The 15,494-nt window shown below is 71.9% G+C and carries 15 protein-coding genes and 1 pseudogene; 11 read left to right on the forward strand and 5 right to left on the reverse strand.

Annotation, left to right across the window (positions count from 1 at the left end):
• Window positions 1-20: 20 nt before the first annotated feature.
• The 5 genes and pseudogenes from ACIOD2_RS42095 (at window position 21) to gntA (ending at window position 4,408) form a co-directional block, all read left to right on the forward strand.
• Window positions 21-1,160 carry an acyl-CoA dehydrogenase family protein gene (locus ACIOD2_RS42095; protein ID WP_400550977.1) on the forward strand — a complete coding sequence of 380 codons (1,140 nt, stop codon included), beginning with the start codon at window positions 21-23 and terminating at the stop codon, window positions 1,158-1,160.
• Entirely contained in the window at window positions 1,157-2,218 is a 1,062-nt protein-coding gene (locus tag ACIOD2_RS42100) for an HAD-IIIC family phosphatase (RefSeq protein ID WP_400550978.1), read from the forward strand. Before ACIOD2_RS42095 ends, ACIOD2_RS42100 begins: the two co-directional genes overlap by 4 nt.
• Window positions 2,215-2,961 (forward strand): thioesterase II family protein, encoded by a 747-nt coding sequence (locus tag ACIOD2_RS42105; protein WP_400550979.1) that lies wholly within the window; start codon window positions 2,215-2,217, stop codon window positions 2,959-2,961. The genes ACIOD2_RS42100 and ACIOD2_RS42105 overlap by 4 nt, the downstream gene beginning before the upstream one ends.
• Window positions 2,958-3,707, forward strand: coding sequence for a 4'-phosphopantetheinyl transferase family protein (locus tag ACIOD2_RS42110; RefSeq protein WP_400550980.1), 750 nt, complete (start codon window positions 2,958-2,960; stop codon window positions 3,705-3,707). Before ACIOD2_RS42105 ends, ACIOD2_RS42110 begins: the two co-directional genes overlap by 4 nt.
• Window positions 3,704-4,408 (forward strand): annotated as a pseudogene (gene gntA, locus ACIOD2_RS42115) (guanitoxin biosynthesis heme-dependent pre-guanitoxin N-hydroxylase GntA). Before ACIOD2_RS42110 ends, gntA begins: the two are co-directional and overlap by 4 nt.
• Window positions 4,409-4,631: 223 nt before the next feature.
• Here the strand turns inward: gntA and ACIOD2_RS42120 are convergent.
• On the reverse strand, window positions 4,632-6,968 hold the full coding sequence (locus ACIOD2_RS42120; protein ID WP_400550981.1) for a BTAD domain-containing putative transcriptional regulator: 2,337 nt from the start codon (window positions 6,966-6,968) through the stop codon (window positions 4,632-4,634).
• Between the two features lie 158 nt (window positions 6,969-7,126).
• On the reverse strand, window positions 7,127-7,948 hold the full coding sequence (locus ACIOD2_RS42125; protein ID WP_400550982.1) for a class I SAM-dependent methyltransferase: 822 nt from the start codon (window positions 7,946-7,948) through the stop codon (window positions 7,127-7,129).
• Window positions 7,949-8,014: 66 nt separating this feature from the next.
• Between ACIOD2_RS42125 and ACIOD2_RS42130 the strand changes: the two genes are divergently transcribed.
• A complete protein-coding gene (locus tag ACIOD2_RS42130; protein ID WP_400550983.1) occupies window positions 8,015-8,641 on the forward strand; it encodes a TetR/AcrR family transcriptional regulator in 627 nt (208 codons plus the stop codon).
• Here the strand turns inward: ACIOD2_RS42130 and ACIOD2_RS42135 are convergent.
• Window positions 8,610-9,284, reverse strand: coding sequence for a class I SAM-dependent methyltransferase (locus tag ACIOD2_RS42135; protein ID WP_400550984.1), 675 nt, complete (start codon window positions 9,282-9,284; stop codon window positions 8,610-8,612). The genes ACIOD2_RS42130 and ACIOD2_RS42135 overlap by 32 nt on opposite strands.
• A 36-nt stretch (window positions 9,285-9,320) precedes the next feature.
• Between ACIOD2_RS42135 and ACIOD2_RS42140 the strand changes: the two genes are divergently transcribed.
• Genes ACIOD2_RS42140 through ACIOD2_RS42150 form a run of 3 tightly spaced genes read left to right on the forward strand, consistent with a single transcriptional unit; the run spans window position 9,321 to window position 10,806 of the window.
• Window positions 9,321-9,752, forward strand: a complete 432-nt coding sequence (locus tag ACIOD2_RS42140) for a MerR family transcriptional regulator (protein ID WP_400550985.1) — start codon at window positions 9,321-9,323, stop codon at window positions 9,750-9,752.
• A 47-nt stretch (window positions 9,753-9,799) separates the two neighbouring features.
• Window positions 9,800-10,225 (forward strand): MarR family winged helix-turn-helix transcriptional regulator, encoded by a 426-nt coding sequence (locus ACIOD2_RS42145; protein WP_400550986.1) that lies wholly within the window; start codon window positions 9,800-9,802, stop codon window positions 10,223-10,225.
• Window positions 10,226-10,236: 11 nt separating this feature from the next.
• Complete coding sequence (locus tag ACIOD2_RS42150) at window positions 10,237-10,806, forward strand: YbhB/YbcL family Raf kinase inhibitor-like protein (protein ID WP_400550987.1); 570 nt, start codon at window positions 10,237-10,239, stop codon at window positions 10,804-10,806.
• Here the strand turns inward: ACIOD2_RS42150 and ACIOD2_RS42155 are convergent.
• Entirely contained in the window at window positions 10,784-11,998 is a 1,215-nt protein-coding gene (locus ACIOD2_RS42155) for a multiprotein-bridging factor 1 family protein (protein ID WP_400550988.1), read from the reverse strand. The two genes, ACIOD2_RS42150 and ACIOD2_RS42155, sit on opposite strands and share 23 nt — an antisense overlap.
• A gap of 702 nt (window positions 11,999-12,700) precedes the next feature.
• On the opposite strand from ACIOD2_RS42155, the gene ACIOD2_RS42160 reads away from it, so the two are divergent.
• Window positions 12,701-13,672 (forward strand): anti-sigma factor RsbA family regulatory protein, encoded by a 972-nt coding sequence (locus tag ACIOD2_RS42160; protein ID WP_400550989.1) that lies wholly within the window; start codon window positions 12,701-12,703, stop codon window positions 13,670-13,672.
• Window positions 13,673-13,696: 24 nt separating this feature from the next.
• On the opposite strand, the gene ACIOD2_RS42165 is transcribed toward ACIOD2_RS42160, so the two are convergent.
• Window positions 13,697-14,002: a multiprotein-bridging factor 1 family protein gene (locus tag ACIOD2_RS42165; protein WP_400550990.1), complete on the reverse strand. Its 306-nt coding sequence runs from the start codon at window positions 14,000-14,002 to the stop codon at window positions 13,697-13,699.
• A 428-nt stretch (window positions 14,003-14,430) separates the two neighbouring features.
• Here ACIOD2_RS42165 and ACIOD2_RS42170 point away from each other — a divergent pair, with 428 nt between their 5' ends.
• On the forward strand, window positions 14,431-15,489 hold the full coding sequence (locus ACIOD2_RS42170) for a hydrogenase expression protein HypE (RefSeq protein WP_400550991.1): 1,059 nt from the start codon (window positions 14,431-14,433) through the stop codon (window positions 15,487-15,489).
• Window positions 15,490-15,494: the final 5 nt, after the last annotated feature.

The following is a 15,494-nucleotide window of genomic DNA, read 5'->3' on the forward strand; positions in this document are numbered from 1 at the left end:
CCTGACGTGAGGGCGGTGTCATGAGGGCGAGGACACGGACCGAAGCCCCCGAACTCGTGGTGGTCGGGCGCTTCGTCGACGAAGAGGTCGTTCCGCACGCCGACGCGTGGGACCGGGACGAAGCCGTCCCCGGCGACGTGCTGCGGCGGGTGGCGGATCTGGGACTGTGGGCCCCGTTCCTCCCGCCCGAAGCGGGCGGCGCCGGCATGGACATGGTCACCCTCGGCCGGGTGCACGAGGAGGTCGGGCGCGGCTGCTCGTCGCTGCGCAGCCTGCTCACCGTGCACACGATGGTGACCGCGACGGTGCAGCGCTGGGGTGACGACGAACAGCGCGAGCGCTGGCTGCCCGCGCTGGCCGAAGGCGCGACGCTGGGCGCGTTCTGCCTGACCGAGCCGGACTTCAGCGGCAGCGACTCGACCGCTGCGGGAACCGTCGCGGTCGCGGAGAACGGCAGCTGGACGTTGCGCGGCCGCAAGACGTGGATCACCGGTGGCCAGCTCGCCGGGCTGCTGCTGGTGTTCGCCGGCACGGCCACCGGGATGAGCGCGTTCCTGGTGCCCGCCGACCACCCCGGCGTCCGCGTGACGCCGGTGCGCAACATGCTCGGCACCAGCGCCAGCATGCTGGCCACGATCGAGTTCGACGACGTCCGGCTCGAACCGGACGCGCTGGTCGGGCCGCCCGGCTGGGCCGCGGGCACGGTGATGACCGGGGCGCTGGACCTCGGGCGCTACAGCGTCGCGTGCGGGTCCGTCGGGATCATCCGGGGCGCGCTGGCGGCGTCGGCGGCCTACTCGTCGGCCCGCTCGGCCGGCGGCGGGCTGCTGCGGGACCTGCCGCAGATCCGCGCCAAGATCAGCGAGATGGTCACCGCGCGCGACGCCGCGCGGCTGCTGTGCGAGAAGGCGGGCCGGCTCAAGGACGCCGGCGACCCGGCGACGATCATGGCGACCTGGGTGGCCAAGTACTTCGCGTCCACCGCCGCGGCCAAGGCCGGCGCGGACGCGGTCCAGATCCACGGCGCGAACGGCTGCGGCCCGGACTACCCGGTCGCGCGGCTGTACCGCGACGCGAAAGTCATGGAGATCATCGAGGGCAGCACCCAGATCCAGGAGCTGACCATCGCGGACGAGGCGTACCGGGAGGTGGCGAAATGACCAGCTTGGAAACAACTGTTGTAGAGAAACCGAAGCGGGGCCGGATCAAGTGCGTGGTCTGGGACCTGGACAACACGGTGTGGGACGGCACCCTGCTCGAAGACGGCGAGGTCGCCGTGCGGCCCGAGGTCGTCGCGGAGATCAAGCGGCTCGACGAGCTGGGCGTGCTGCACTCGGTGGCCAGCCGCAACGACCACGACGCCGCGATGGCGCGGCTGAAGGCGGCCGGGCTCGACGAGTACTTCCTGTACCCGCAGATCACCTGGAACCCCAAGTCCGGCTCGGTGGAACGGATCGCGAAGGCGCTCAACATCGGCCTGGACGCGGTCGCGTTCGTCGACGACCAGCCGTTCGAGCTGGCCGAGGTCGCGCACGCGCTGCCGGCCGTCAAGACCGTCGACGTCGCCGAGCTGGCTTCGGAGCTGGCGTCGGAGGAGTTCCGGCCCAAGTTCGTCACCGACGAGTCCCGCGTGCGGCGTGATCTGTACCGCGCGGCGGCCGTCCGTGAGCAGGTCGAGCAGGATCACGAAGGCACCAGCGAGGAGTTCTTGTCCACTTTGGACATGAAGTTCACCATCGCCCGCGCCCAGCGCGAGGATCTGCAGCGCGCCGAGGAGCTGACGGTCCGCACGAACCAGCTCAACTCGACCGGGCGGACGTACTCCTACGACGAGCTGGACGAGCTGCGGCAGTCGCCGGACCACGTGCTGCTCGTCGCGTCCCTTTCGGACAAGTACGGCGGCTACGGCAAGATCGGCCTGGCGCTGGCCGAGCGCGGCACGGAAGCCTGGCACCTGCGGATGATGCTGATGTCCTGCCGCGTGATGTCGCGCGGGGTGGGCACCGTGCTGCTCAACCACATCATGGGCCTGGCCAAGGCCGACGGCGCGAAGCTGCGCGCGGACTTCGTCGAAACCGGGCGCAACCGCGTCATGTACGTGACGTACGCCTTCGCCGGGTTCACCGAGATCTCGCGCGACGGTTCTCGGCTGGTATTCGAGTCCGACCTGAGCCAGATCCAGCCGCCGCCGTCCTATCTCACGGTGGAGCTGCGGTGACCGCCCCGGTCACGGCGCGGCCCTGGCTGCCCGGCGGTGTCCCGGACGGCACCGCGACCCGGCTGTTCTGCTTCCCGCACGCCGGGGCGAGCGCGGTCGTCTACCGCGACTGGGCCGCGGCGGCGGGTGAAGGCCTCGCCGTGCTGCCGGTGCAGCTGCCGGGCCGGGCCGAGCGCGGCCGCGAGACGCCGTACGAGGACGTCGAAACGCTGGTCGACGCGGCGCTCGACGGCCTGGGCGACGCGCTGACCGGGGACTACGCGTTCTTCGGCCACAGTGTCGGCGCCCTGACGGCGTACCTGCTCACGCGGCGGCTGGTCGAGCGCGGGGCGACCCCGCCCCGGCACCTGTTCGTCTCCGGGCGGGCCGCGCCGCAGCTGCCCGACACCCGGCCGCCGCTGCGGGCCCTGCCCGACCAGCGGCTGGCGGCCGAGCTGCACGCACTGGGTGGGCTGCCGGACGTCCTTCGGCGCGAACCTTCGCTGCTGGCGATGTTTCTACCGCTCATGCGAGCCGATCTGGCGGTCAACGAGACTTACCGGCACGTGCCGGGGGAGCCGCTGCCGGTGCCGCTCACCGTGTTCGGCGGCGACCGCGACCCGCGGGCCGACGAGGACGAGCTGGCCGCGTGGCTCGAGCTCGGCACCGACGCGACGCTGTTCACCTACCCGGGCGGGCACTTCTACCTCGACCAGCGTGTGCCGGAGCTGCTGCGCGTGATCCACCGGAGGCTGGCGCGATGACCCAGTGGTCCCTGGCCTGGCAGCAGCCGTCCGGCGCGCTGGGGGAACGCCTCCGCCCGATCCTGGACGCGCATGTGTGGCGAGTCCCGCTGTCCCGCGTGCTCGCCCCGGGCTCGGCCGACGTCTACGGCCTGCTCGGCGAGCTGTCCGACGAGGAGCTGCGCCGCGCGGCGCGGATCACGGTGGACGAGGAGCGGGCGCGGTTCCTGGCGTCGCACGTCGCCCTGCGCGACGTCCTGGCCGGGTACACGCCGGAGGCTCTGCGCTTCACCCGCGACGGCGACCGTCCGGTGCTCGCGGGGACGTCCGGGATCGAGTTCAGCCTGTCGCGCTCCGGCGGGCTGGCGCTGATCGCCGTGACGTCCGGCGTCCGGGTCGGGGTGGACGTCGAGGAGGTCCGCGACGTCGACCACGACGGCCTGGCCGCGCGGACCCTGCGTCCCGAAGAGGCCGCCGCCGTCCGCGAGCCGGTGACGTTCTTCCGGTACTGGACGTGCAAAGAGGCGTACCTCAAGGTCGACGGCCGTGGCCTGGCCGGACTGCCCGGGCCGTCGTTCACCCTGACCGGCGGTGAAGTGTCCTTCGAGGACTGTCCCGAGTGGACGATCACGGAACTGGACGCCGGGAGCGGTCACGCGGCCGCGCTGGCCGTCCCGGCGCGCCCGGTCACGGTGCGCGCCTTCGACTGGCTGCCGCGCCCGGCCCGCGCGCACCGGAAAGGCCACCGGAAAGGCGGAGTGTCATGAGCGATCCCCGGACGGAGCTCGAAGAGTTCATCCAGACCAAGGAGTTCAGCTGCCTGGGCGCCCGCGCGGCGCTGAAGAAGGGCTCGATCGTCCACGGTCACTACCCGGCGTTGGGCGACCCGGCGTCGGCGCGCGCCCACTACCGCGACATCCTGGCGTACGCCCGCGGCATCCGGCCCACGTTGTCGGACTAGAGCTTCCGCACGTTCGTCTCGACGTTCGAGGAGCCGGGCGGGATCCTGGACGAGGAGGAGCACGAACGCCTGCTGTGGCGTCACCTCCAGCTGATGCACGACATCGACAGCCGCACGTACGGCCTCGACGAAGGCGCGACGTCCGACCCGGCCGAGCCGAACTTCGGCTTCCACGTGGCCGGCCACTCGTTCTTCGTCGTCGGCATGCACCCGGGCGCCTCCCGCGCCAGCCGCCGTTTCGTCCGCCCGGCGATCGCGTTCAACTCGCTGATGCAGTTCATGCTGCTGGGCGACAAGTTCTTCTCGATGCAGGACGCGATCCGCAAACGCGAGACGACCAACAACGGCTCGGTCAACCCGAGCTTCACGACGTACGAGTACCAGATGCCGTCCCGGCATTTCGCCGGCCGCATGACCGAGGAGGACTGGAAGTGCCCGTTCACCTCGCGGCACGAGGCGTCCTCGGTGAAGTACACGTCGGACGTGATGCAGCGCCCGGCCAGCTGAGCGTCGCACCGCGAAAGCCCCGGTCACCTCGGTGACCGGGGCTTCTCGCTGTGGTGCGTCAGGCGAGGGCTCCGACGCGGGCCGGCCGGGCAGCCGGGCGGCGCAGCAATGCCGTACGGGTCGCCCGCGGAATCCGCTGGTAGGCCAGCTCGCGCAGCGACGCGCGCCGGAAGGTGCAGCGCCCGGCAAGCTGAGGTTCCTGCCACCCGGGCCGGGGAAGGTGTCAGGCGAGGGCTTCGACGCGGGCCGGCCGGGCAGCCGGGCGGCGCAGCAACGCCGTGCGAGTCGCCCGCGGGATCCGCTGGTAGGCCAGCTCCCGCAACGAAGCCCGGCGGAACGCAAACGCGTCATCCTCCCGGTCCAGCACCTCGAGCCGCGCCAACCGGCTCAAAGCCCCCTCAATTTCCGGGAGCGACAGGTCGCAGACCGCCGCGACCTCCTCGGCCGTGAACGTGTCGCCCGTCAAGCTCGCCGCCTTCAGGGCCGCCTTCTCCGCCGCAGGCAGGCTGTCGAGCTGGACGGCCAGGGTCCGGCGGACCAGCGGGGGTGTCGGGTGCTGGGTCGTCGCCTGGCCCAGGGCCGGGAACGGCGTCGTGCGGCCGTGGACGCCCTCGGCGTACGCGTGGGCGAACCGCGGGTTGCCGCCGATCCGGGCGACCAGCTCGCGGCGGCCGCGGGCGAGGCGGGTGGTGCCGGGCAGCAGGGTGTCGAGCAGCGCTCCGACGGCGTCGTCGGCCAGCGGGGCGAGGGTCAGCGTCGTGCCGCCCGTGGCCCAGCCGTCCGGCAGCTCGGTGCGGGCAGCCGCGACGACCAGCACCGGCAGACCGGCGCAGACGTCGTCGAGGCCGCCGATCGTGTCCCGCTCGTCCGGGCCCGCGCGGTGCAGGTCGTCGGCCAGCACGACCAGCGGGCCGTGCGCGGTCAGCTCGGCGGCCGCGGACCGGAGTCCTCCTTCGCTCCGCAGCCGTGCGGCGGTGCGGGGGAGCAGGCCGGGGGCGGACGCGAACGCTTCGACGACGTCCGAACCGGCCTCCAGCACCCGGATCTCCGTGCGCTTGGCCAGCACCTCCGCGAACTCGGCGAGCAGCCGCGTCTTGCCGATGCCGGGCTCGCCGAGCACCGTCACCCGGTGCGGACGTCCGCTGCGCTCGACAAAACCGAGGAAGTGACCCAGCAGGTCCAGGTCGTGGTCGCGGCCGGCGAAACTGCCGGGGTCGGCGGGCTCGGCCACCGTGCGCGGGCGCACCGAAACGGCGTGCCACCAGCTGGGGGAGTCCTCGGCCGCCTCGTGCACCACCACCGGTTCGGCGGCCTCGCGCACCGCGTCCGACACCCGCACCCGGCCTTCCGGCGCGCACAGCGCCGACCGCACGCAGCGGTCCAGCACCGGGCCGGCCGGCTCGGTGGCGTTCTCGACGAGCACGTCGCCGCTGTCGACGCCGATCTGCGTGGTGATCCCCTCCGCGGCCAGCCGGTCGCGGATCCGCAGCGCCGTCCGGACCGCCTGGACGGCGTCGTCGTCCCCGGTGCGCGGGAGGCCGAACACGACCAGCAGCACCGGGCCGCCGGGCAGGCAGGTGCCTGCCTCTTCTTCGGCGATGGCCCGCAGCCGCGCCTGGACCTCGGCGGCGTCCTCGGGATCGTCGTCCAAGGTGACGGCGACGCCGACCGCGACGACCGGCTTCCGTTCGCTCTCCACGGTTTCCGCGCGGGGAACGACTGTGACGGGTGCGGGGGTGAACGGCAGCGGCGGTGCGACCTCGGGCGCGGGCTCCGGTTCGGGCTCGGCCACCGGGTCCGGCCGCCGCGTCAGCAGGGTTTCGTCGTGCTGGAGGATCGCGCGTTCCAGCTCGCGCAGCTCCTTGCCCGGCTCCAGGCCGAGGCCCTCGGCGAGGCTGGCCCGCGTCGCGCGGTAGACCTCGAGCGCGTCGACGTGCCGCCCGCAGCGGTAGAGCGCGGTCATCAGCTGGGCGTTGAGCCGTTCCCGGTTCGGGTGGGCCTCGGCCAGCCCGCGCAGGTCGGGCAGCACCTCGTGGTGCCGCCCGCGGTCCAGCTCCAGCCCGAAGAGGTCCTCGTGCACGGCCAGCCGCTGGTCCTCGAGCGCGACCAGCTCGGGCCACACCACGCCGGTCTCGGCGAGGTCGGCGAGCACCCGGCCCCGCCACAGGGCGAGGGCTTCCCGGTAGGCCGTGACGGCCCGGTCCGGGTCGCCGTCGGCCTGGGCCGCCCGCCCGTCGGCGGCGAGCCGCCGGAACCGGGCGACGTCGACCTGGTCGCCGTCGAGGCGCAGCAGGTAACCCGGCGCGTGGGTCAGCAGCATCGCCTGCCCGCCCCCGGTGGCGAGGGTGGTGCGCAGCCCGGAAACGGCGTTCTGCACCATCTTCCGCGCGGTCGCCGGGATCTCGTCCGGCCAGAGCGCCGAGAGCAGCGCGCTCGTGGCGACGACCTCGTTGTGGTGCAGCAGCAGATAGGCCAGCACGGCTCGCTGGGTCGCCCCGCGCAGCACGACCGGACGTCCGTCGTGGACGACGTCGAGGGGGCCGAGAAGATCGAAACGCACGGGTCACCGCCTTGCTCAGGTTTCCGAAGTCGATCTCCACGGTGGCCTGTGAACCGGTGTCCCGACAACGTCCTGGGCCCGATACTGGCCCGGCGCCAATGACACCAGGGAAACACGCCAGTTACCGCCTGATGTGTTGACGGTGGAGCTTTCCGCTGCTACGCGCGGGTGGCGGTGACCAGCCAGACGTGCCCGGGCACCAGGACGCCGTCCGGGGTCCGGAAGGGCTCGAACCCGTCCCGCAGCTCCGCGCGCAGGCGGTCGATCTCGGCGGCGGTGGCGTCGCGGAGGTTGTGGCGCACCGGGCCCTGCGAAAGCACGAAGTCGGCTGCTTCCAGTGCATCCGCGCCGTACGGCATCGGGCGGTCGACCGGCTCGACGCCCACATCGGTGAACCCGGCTTCGCCGAGCAGGCGGCGGATGCCGTCCGGGTCGGTCAAGGACGTCATGCCCCGCGCCGCCGGGGACGGCTCGCGGAGCCACGGCTTCAGGGCCGCCGTCGCCCGCGCGTAGGCGCCGTCCGGCCGGGACGCCCGCGGCCCGAGGAACGTCAGCCGGCCGCCGGGGCGCAGGCAGCGGGCGATGTTGGTGAACGCGGCGACCGGGTCGGCGAAGAACAGGACCCCGCCACGGCTGATGGCCTGGTCGAACCCGCCGTCCGGGAAGGGGTGCACCTGGGCGTCACCCTGCACGAACGTGAGGTTCGCTTCCCGGGTGAGCTGCCGCGCGCGGGCGAGCATCGGCCCGGAGATGTCGATGCCGGTGACCCGCGCGGCCGTGCGCGCCGCCCGGCGGGCGGTCTGGCCCGTGCCGCAGCCGACGTCGAGGACGCGGTCCTGGCCCGAGAGGCCCGCGGCGTCGAAGAAGGCGTCGTCGAACTCCCGCATCAGCACGTCGTAGCGCTCGCAGTCCCGGGCCCAGTTCTCGCCTTCCCAGCCGTTCCACGCTTCGGCCTGGGCGACGTTGGCGACAGCTTCCACGGCGACCTCCCGGTCATTTCACTAGAGTGTATCTCTAGTGCATGACTCTAGAGCTAGACTATGGCCATGGCGCGAGTCAAGAGCGGTGCCCGGGCGGAGCAGACGAGGCAGACCCGGCGCCGGATGGTGGCGGCGGCGGGGCGGCTCTTCCTCGAGCGCGGCTACGGCGCGACGGCGCTGCAGGACGTCGCCGACGCCGCATCGGTCGCGGTGCAGACGATCTACTTCACCTTCGGGAACAAACGCGCCCTGCTCAAGGAGTTCGTGGACACCACGATCGCGGGTGACGACGAGCCGGTGGCGACCATGGACCGCGACTGGTTCCGGGACGCGCTCGCGGCGTCGACGGCCGAAGACCTGCTGCGGGCCCACGTCCGGGGCACGGTGGCGATCCTCGGCCGGGTGGCGCCCGTGCTGGAGGTTCTGCGCACCGCGGCCACCGTCGACCCCGGGATCGCCGAACTCTGGCCACGCGACCAGGACCCGCGGTACGTCGTGCACGCCGCGGCCGCCGAATCCCTGGTGGAAAAGACCGGCGCCGCACCGGATCTGCCGGTCGGCCGCGTGGCGGACGTGCTGTTCGGGGTGCTGAGCCCGGAGCTCTACCTGCTGTTCGTCCGTGACTGCGGCTGGCAGGCCGGCGCGTGGGAGGAGTGGGCCTTCACGACGTTGCGCGCGCAGCTCTGCCGCTGACGTACCCGATCACGCACACCACCGGTGGGTCCAGGTCGAGGGTTTCGGTCCGGAGGCCGTCGAACCCGGCGCCGGTGAGCAGGGCCGTCAGCTCGTCGGCGGCCGTCACCGACGTCGCCGCGGTGGCGCCGGCGCAGCGGGGCTGGGACACCAGCGCGATGCGGCCGCCGGGCCGCAGCAGCCGGGCGAGTTCGCGCAGCCGGGCGGCCGGTTCGGGCCACATGCCGAGGGTGTTGACCGCCAGCGCGGCGTCGAACGGCTCGCCATCGAGGGCCAGGCTTTCGACCGGCGTGTGGATCAGGCGTACCCGCCCGGCCTTCACCGCGGCCCGGTTGCGGCGGCCGGCCTGCCGGATCATGACGGCCGAATGGTCGACGCCGACCACCATTCCGCGGGTCGCCCGGCCGGCGAGCGCGGCGACGGCCACCCCCGGACCGCAGCCCAGCTCGAGGACATGCTCGGGCGCTTGGACGTCGAGAAGCCTTGCCGCCCAACGGTTGCGTGCCACGTTCGACGAACGCCGTCCCATGACCCAGCCCGCGACGTGCCCCGCGGCACCGGCCGGCCGGTGGAACTGCGCGATCCCGCCGTGCCGGGCCCACCAGCGCAATCCGTGGCCCAGCACCCGTTCCTTGATGTCCATGGGCCGAGAGAACCACTTCGAGTAGGCTCGAAGTCAATGACCGAGCGCACTTTGCCCATCGGTGAGCTGGCCGCACGCACCGGTGTGCCGGCGACCACGCTGCGGTACTACGACGAACTCGGCCTGGTCCGGCCGGCGACCCGCGACGGCGGCCGCCGCCGGTACACCGAGTCGGCGGTCAAGGACGTCGGGGTGATCCTCTTCTTCCGCGAGATCGGCTTCACGCTGGCCGAGATCGCGAGCTTCCTCTCGGGCGAGGGAGACGGCCGCCAGGAGCTGATCGAGCAGAAGCTGGCCGAGCTCGCCGAGCGGCAGCACCGCATCGAGGTGGCCCGCACCGCCCTCGAACACGGGCAGCGGTGCCCGGCCGGCGAACCGCTGAAGTGCCCCCGCTTCTGGACGATCGTCGACGGCCGGCAGCACGGCCTGTCCCTGGAGGAGAGCCACGCGCGAGCGCACTTTGCTTAGTAGTACTCAGTAGATGCTATGGTCTACTAAGTATTAGGAGGTGTGGCGTGAGCGAGGACGTCGGCGCGGTCGGCGCGGAGCTGCGACGCGCGGTCGTGCGGCTCTACAGCCGGTTCCGTTCCGAACGCGTGGAGGGCGAGGTCTCCGAGGCCGCGCTGCTCGTGCTCGTCGTCCTCGACAAGGAGGGCCCGCTGAGCCTGAGCGACCTCGCCGCGACCGCGAAGGTCACGCTCGGCTCGATGAGCCAGACGGTCCGGCGGCTCGAGCAACTCGCCCACGTCACGAAGTCCCGCGGCGCGGACGACCGGCGCAAGGTCCTGTTCACGCTGACCGAAGGGGGCCGGGCGGCGGCCGCGGCGTCCCGCCGTCACCGGGAGGACTGGCTCAACGGCCGGCTCGCCGAACTGACCGCCGCCGAACGCGACGACCTGCTCCGGATCGCTCCACTTCTCCTCCGTCTCGCCGATTCTTGAACAGGACCACCATGCACCCCGTAGAAGCCCTGCTCGTCCCCGTCGGCCGGCTGCTGCGCAAGCGGCGCCCCGACGAAGCCGCGAGCATCGCCAACGCCCCCGAACTCGCGACCGGCGACCGCATCACGCTGACGTCACCGGCCTTCGGTGACGGGGAAGTGGTGCCCGCCAAGCACTGCGGGCAGTTCATCGGCGAGGACGTCTCACCCGCTCTCGCGTGGAGCGCCCTTCCCGAGGGCACCCAGGGCCTGGTCTTCGTGCTCGAAGACCTCGACAACCCGGGTGCCACGCCCGGCATCCACACGATCGCCGCGTTCAGGCCGATCGAGAGCGCCCTCCCGGAAGGTGCGCTCACGCCGGACGACCCGCGCTTCCGGTTCGTCCCCAATCACCGCCGTCAGGCCAAGTACGTCGGGCCGAGGCCGCTGCCCGGCCACGGCACGCACCGCTACCGCTTCCACCTCTACGCCCTCGACATCGACGTCGACTTCACCGAGGTCGCCGACACGCAGGCCGTGCCCTCGGTGCTCGCGGGACACGTCCTGGCTTCCGGAACGCTCACCGGCACACGGACGACCTGAGCCGGTCGTGGAGGTCGCGCACCGCGCGGCTGTTCTCTTCGGCGACTTCCCGTTCGAGGACGCGGACCAGTTCGTCGACCCGGCCGGAGCGCATCCGCTCGGCGGTGTCGAGCGCGACGTGGCCGATGCGGGCCGCTTCGGCCGGGTCGCCGGTCGCCAGCGTGAACGACGCGAACTTGAGCTCGGCCAGGACCCGGGACCGCGGGTATTCGTCGCCGAAACCGTTCTGGGCCAAGGTGAAACTCGCACCGAAGTCGGTGCGCAGCGTGGCGAGCGCCTCGCACGTTTCCCCGGCCAGGTTGGCGCGGGTGTAGCGGTCGGTGGGCAGGGTCGCGAAGTCGTCGTCCGACGCCCGGTCGAAGGCCTCGTCCGCGGCGCCGATCGCGCGCAGGGCCTCCTGTTTCCGCAGCATTGCCGCCAACGCCTTGGCGTGCGCGGCGTGCAGCATCGCCTGCCGGACGGGGGACAGGCGATCGGCGCGCACCAGCCCGTACTCCGCCAAGGTCAGCGCTTGGTCGGCCTGGCCGGTTTCGACGGCCAGGCGCACCATCCGGGCGAGGATCCGGGCGCGGCGGTGCCAGTCGCCGGCCTCCTCCGCGCACTCGAGAGCGAAGCGGAAGTAGCGGCTCGCTTCCCGGTGGGCGCCGGTGTCGAAGAGCTTGAACCCGCACGCGCCGACGAGATCGGCGACCGCTTGGTGGAGCGGGGCACGCAGCGGCGCCGGGCAGCCGGCGCGCACCAGCTCGCGCGCCCAGCGGGCCTGGGCCAGCGTGGCTTCGAGCAGCGACCAGCCGCCGTGCCGGTGGTCCCACGCGCTCAGCAGCTCGGCGGCACCGGCGACGTCCCGGACGTGCCGCTCGTCGACGGTGTCCGGCACGCCGGACGGGACCGGGCCAGGCTCGGCGACGGGGACCGCGGCACGCCGGGTGTTGCCGAACCCGAGTTCGGCGTCCGTGGAAACCCGCAGGATCGTGCGCAGTGCTTCCCGGTAGGAACCGCCCGGCCAGCGGATCACGCCGCGTTCGAGCTTGCCGATGTACCCGGCGTCGACCTCGACCCGTTGCCGGTGGGTGGTCCACAGGTGGGAATTGACCTTCTCGGCCAGTTCCTGGCGGGACAGGCCTTCGCCGGGATACCGGGACGAGCTCGTGCGTTCCCGCAGCTCACGCAGCACGGTGTTGGGTGTCGCCACGGTCAACCCTCCCCGCCAACGTGGCACAGCGAGATCCAGTCTGAGGCATTTTCGCGCCGAGTGTCAACCACAGGACGAAGCGGACGTCAAGGCCTTCGGCGAAATCTCCCCGCATCCTCCCGCCCATCCTCCCCGGTCGACTCCCTGCCGCCGGATCGGGCCGCCTGGCACCGTGGGGATCGAGGAGAACACCCACCGGGACGGGGGAGGCCCGGCGGGTGTTCTCCGGTCGCGCGACGGGGGGTGGCGCGACCCGCGCGGCTCTGGGTGCTCTTCGGGGGGTGCCCAGAGCCGGCGCGGACCGGGTGTCGCCGGGCCTTCCCGCCGAATACCGGAAATTTGTATTTTGCGAACCACCGCCGCACCTCGTTATGCCGTCTCACCGTTTTTGCGGGACCGCCGGGACAGTTGTGTTCGCGCGTCCGCGCCCTTCGGACATAAATGGTCTCGGCGCTCGACGCCGAGCGACAACCAGGTCGTTGACCTGCGGCAATGGTGATCATGGCGCGAGACATAAATGGCACGGTACCCAGACGTTCCAAACGTACGGCCTGCTGCTGGTCCGAAAGGTGGAATGCATTCGCGCGGCGATACCGGAAAGGCGTCGGCCCGGGTACTCTCCCCACGTTCCCGTTCGAGTTCTGGGGAACGACACCATCTTGCGGTCGTCTTCGACGACCGGTTCCGGAGGTTGAAACGCGCATGGCGACCCCGACGCCCCTTCCCGCCGAGGCGGACTTCCGGCATCAGAGCTGCGTCTACGGCAGCGACGAGGAGTTCCTCGCGATGGCCGTGCCGTTCGCGCGGGACGGGCTGCGGCGGGGAGAGCCGGTGCTGGTCAGCACGACCCAGGCCAACCAGGAGCTGCTCGACGACGTGCTGGGGGCCGACGCGGGCAAGCTCGTCCAGGTCGAGCCGGCCTGCTTCGAACGCCGTCCGCCCCAGCTGGCCGCCGCCCTGCACCGGTACTGGACGCGCTACCGGTCGACCACACCGGGCACCACGGTGCGGGTGCTGGCCGAGCCGGCCCGCGTCGCACGCGGCGCGGCCGAGTGGAAGCTCGCCGAGGCCGGGTTCAACGTGTCCCTCGCCGGCACCGGGATCTGGCTGGTCTGCCCGTACGACACCAGGGTCTTCGAGGCCGGCGCGATCGAGGACGCCCGCCGCGCGCACCCGGAGTTCCTGGTCGACGGCCAGGCGAAGCCCTCCGAGCAGTTCACCGCGCCCGCGCGGGTCGACGGTTTCCCCGCATCACCGCCGCCGCTCGGCGAAGGGGCCGACATCTTCCGCTTCGAGGGTGACCTGATCGCCGTGCGGCGTTACGTGCTCGAGAAGGCCGGGCCGCTGCTGCAGCCCGAGAACGCCGTGGCGATGTTCGGCATCGCCGTCGGCGAGGCGATCGCCTACCTGATCGACCACGGCATCAACCGGGCCGAGGTGTGGGTCCGGCCGGCCGCCGGGCGGGTCGTGTGCACGCTGCACAGCGACGAGCCGCTCGACCTGCCGCCGTTCTTCGGGTCCCGGCCGCCGGACCTGCGCCGCTCCGACACCGGACTGTGGATGACCGACCAGATCTGCGAGTGGCTCGACATCAGCTCCGACTCGGCCGGCTGCACCATCGAGCTGGCGACGCCGGGGTCGTGGGCGGGGGAGGGCACGGGGACGCTCGGCTGAGGCCGGGACAGAAGTGTCCACCGGTCAGCGCAGGGGCACGTCGCCGAACTGGTCCTGGATCCGGCGCAGCTCACGCAGCCGCGGCTCGGTCTGGCCGCCGATCCAGCGGTTCACCGTCTTCACCGACACGCCCAGCCGTTGTGCCGCGGCTTCCCGGGTGGTGCCGGACCGGCGCAGGGCCTCCGTCATCCAGTCGGCGAAGCTTTCGGCGGGGTCGGGTTCTTCCGGATCGGGTTCCGTCGCCGCCGCCGGGTCGAGGTGCGCGGTCGCCGAAGGCAGGACGTCGAACTCGACCCGTCCGGGGTATTTCCGGCACGAGATTTCGATCATTCCCGCCGGTCCCGCCGCCGCCAGCAGAGTGGTCAGGATCGTGTTTCCGAGTTCCCGATCTTCGGACTCGGGCAGTGGTGAGTCCGCGAGGCAGCCGCGGAGGAATTCGCGGATTTCCGGAACCGCGGACGGCCGGGCCGGAAAGACTTTCGTGCTGACCTCGACCGATACCACCTCGATCGATCCCCCGCGCGACCGACCAGCCGACTCAACCACTCGAAGTGCCCCTTCCGGTGGCCTCCGAGTGTAGCCGTCGCAGGGATTTTCCCCGACCCCGGAACGGAGCAGGGACGGTGCCGTCCGTGCGGGGGACACTCTTGCCGCGAATGCCGGACAGGTCTACGGTGGGCGTCCGCCGGGCCGTCCCGGGGCGGGATTCCTGAAGAACCCGAGCCTGAAGATCCCCGAGCCTGCAGAGGTGCGCATCGATGGACAGGGCCACGCAGAACGGCAACGGCCCTTCGGCCGAACCGGTTTATGAGCCACCGACCGTTCATATCCTGTGGATGAATGGCGGCCTGAGCTGCGACGGGGAATCCGTCGCGTTGACCGCGGCGAGCCAGCCGAGCATCGAAGAGATCGTTCTCGGCGGTCTTCCCGGGTTGCCGAAGATCGAAATGCACTGGCCGTTCCTCGATTTCCAATGCGGTCCCGAACAGGGCCGTGACAGTTTCATCGAGTGGTGGCACAAAGCCGATCGGGGTGAGCTCGAGCCGTTCATCCTGGTGATCGAAGGCTCGATAGCCGACGAGTCGAACAAGACCGAGGGTTTCTGGTCCGGGTTCGGCAACGACCCGGTCACCGGCCAGCCCGTGACCGCCAGCGAGTGGCTCGACCGCCTGGCGCCCAAGGCGATGGCGATCATGGCCGTCGGCACCTGCGCGGCCTACGGCGGCATCCACGCGATGGCGGGCAACCCGACCGGCGCGATGGGCGTGCCCGACTACCTCGGCTGGGACTGGCGGTCCAAGGCCGGCCTGCCGATCGTGTGCGTCCCCGGCTGCCCCGCCCAGCCCGACAACCTCTCCGAGACCATCCTGCACCTGCTCTTCCAGGCCTCCGGCCGGGCGCCGGTGATCGACGTCGACGACGCCCTGCGGCCCAAGTGGCTGTTCCAGAACACCGTGCACGAGGGTTGCGACCGGGCCGGGTACTACGAGCAGGACGAGTTCGCCGAGCAGCACGGCTCGCCGAAGTGCCTGGTCAAGCTCGGCTGCTGGGGCCAGGTCGTCAAGTGCAACGTGCCCAAGCGCGGCTGGATCAACGGCATCGGCGGCTGCCCGAACGTCGGCGGCATCTGCATCGGCTGCACCATGCCCGGCTTCCCCGACAAGTTCATGCCCTTCATGGAGGACCCGGCGGGCGCCGGCGCCCCGGCCGCGGCGAGCACGGTGTCGGGCTCGGCGATCCGCATCCTGCGGGAGATCCGCACCAAGGCGGGCGCCGAGGAACCGCAGGCCACGCCGTCGCGGGCCACCCGCTGGTGACGGCG

The sequence above is a fragment of the Amycolatopsis sp. NPDC088138 genome, from assembly GCF_044741685.1.
GTDB lineage: Bacteria > Actinomycetota > Actinomycetes > Mycobacteriales > Pseudonocardiaceae > Amycolatopsis.

Coding starts and splice junctions, on each gene's coding strand:
- ACIOD2_RS42130 (WP_400550983.1), top strand. CDS start 8,015: ATGGCGCGAGTCAAGAGCGGTGCCCGGGCGGAGCAGACGAGGCAGACC.
- ACIOD2_RS42110 (WP_400550980.1), top strand. CDS start 2,958: ATGACCCAGTGGTCCCTGGCCTGGCAGCAGCCGTCCGGCGCGCTGGGG.
- ACIOD2_RS42160 (WP_400550989.1), top strand. CDS start 12,701: ATGGCGACCCCGACGCCCCTTCCCGCCGAGGCGGACTTCCGGCATCAG.
- ACIOD2_RS42140 (WP_400550985.1), top strand. CDS start 9,321: ATGACCGAGCGCACTTTGCCCATCGGTGAGCTGGCCGCACGCACCGGT.
- ACIOD2_RS42165 (WP_400550990.1), bottom strand. CDS start 14,002: ATGATCGAAATCTCGTGCCGGAAATACCCCGGACGGGTCGAGTTCGAC.
- ACIOD2_RS42100 (WP_400550978.1), top strand. CDS start 1,157: ATGACCAGCTTGGAAACAACTGTTGTAGAGAAACCGAAGCGGGGCCGG.
- ACIOD2_RS42150 (WP_400550987.1), top strand. CDS start 10,237: ATGCACCCCGTAGAAGCCCTGCTCGTCCCCGTCGGCCGGCTGCTGCGC.
- ACIOD2_RS42095 (WP_400550977.1), top strand. CDS start 21: ATGAGGGCGAGGACACGGACCGAAGCCCCCGAACTCGTGGTGGTCGGG.
- ACIOD2_RS42135 (WP_400550984.1), bottom strand. CDS start 9,284: ATGGACATCAAGGAACGGGTGCTGGGCCACGGATTGCGCTGGTGGGCC.
- ACIOD2_RS42170 (WP_400550991.1), top strand. CDS start 14,431: ATGGACAGGGCCACGCAGAACGGCAACGGCCCTTCGGCCGAACCGGTT.